Origin of the sequence: Cupriavidus sp. SIMBA_020, from assembly GCF_046535395.1 — a bacterium.
Taxonomy (GTDB): domain Bacteria; phylum Pseudomonadota; class Gammaproteobacteria; order Burkholderiales; family Burkholderiaceae; genus Cupriavidus; species Cupriavidus campinensis.
Genome location: NZ_JAWRWU010000430.1, coordinates 1 through 278 on the forward strand (window position 1 = coordinate 1; position 278 = coordinate 278).

The 278-nt window shown below is 68.3% G+C and carries 1 protein-coding gene; it reads left to right on the plus strand.

Going from position 1 to position 278, the window contains the following annotated elements; all coding sequences use genetic code 11:
* Window positions 1–278, plus strand: a 278-nt coding sequence (selD, locus tag SB751_RS29905) for a selenide, water dikinase SelD (protein ID WP_410749011.1), incomplete at both ends; no start/stop codon positions are given.

The following is a 278-nucleotide window of genomic DNA, read 5'->3' on the forward strand; positions in this document are numbered from 1 at the left end:
TGCCCATCGTCGACGACCCCTTCGACTTCGGCCGCATCGCCGCCACCAACGCCATCAGCGACATCTACGCCATGGGCGGCGACCCGCTGATGGCGATTGCGATTCTCGGCTGGCCGGTGAACGTGCTGGCCCCGGAAATCGCCCGGGAGGTGATCCGCGGCGGTCGCGCGGTGTGCGACGCCGCAGGCATTCCTCTTGCGGGCGGGCACTCCATCGATGCGCCGGAGCCGATCTTCGGCCTGGCGGTCACCGGGCTGGTGGAAAAGCGCTTCATGAAG